The organism is Pseudomonas fluorescens, assembly GCF_902497995.1.
Lineage (GTDB): Bacteria > Pseudomonadota > Gammaproteobacteria > Pseudomonadales > Pseudomonadaceae > Aquipseudomonas > Aquipseudomonas fluorescens_BK.
Map to the genome: position 1 here is coordinate 1 of NZ_CABVII010000072.1, position 519 is coordinate 519.

Sequence of the window (519 nt, forward strand, 5' to 3'; positions counted from 1 at the left end):
CCATTGCGCCGGGCAAGGCGCCGCTGTCGTCGATGAGCCCGACCATCGTGACCAAGGACGGCAAGGCCGTGATGGTGGTGGGGACACCGGGTGGCAGCCGTATCATCACCGCCACCTTGCTGACGATCCTGAATGTCATCGACTACAAGATGAACATCCAGGAGGCTGTGGACGCGCCGCGCTTCCACCAGCAGTGGATGCCGGAAACCACTAACCTTGAGACCTTCGCGGTCAGCCCGGACACCCAGAAGATCCTCGAAAGCTGGGGCCACAAGTTTGCAGGCCCGCAAGATGCCAACCACTTGGCGGCGATCCTGTTTGGCGCGCCGTCCCTGGGCTGCAAGCCGGTGGGTAACAACCGCTTCTATGGCGCGAATGACCCGCGTCGCAACACGGGGCTGTCATTGGGCTACTGAGGCCTGATGCGCTACAAAATGCCGGCGCGGGCAAGTCCGCGCCCGCATCTGGAGGTGTGTGGGATTGAACATCCGCGCCTCTCCAAGGCTCTACCCCAAGAGC

1 protein-coding gene is annotated in these 519 nt (G+C 62.8%); it reads left to right on the plus strand.

From position 1 onward, the window contains the following. On the plus strand, positions 1–416 hold a 416-nt coding region (locus F8N80_RS30960), incomplete at its 5' end, for a gamma-glutamyltransferase (protein ID WP_191633009.1). Positions 417–519: the final 103 nt, after the last annotated feature.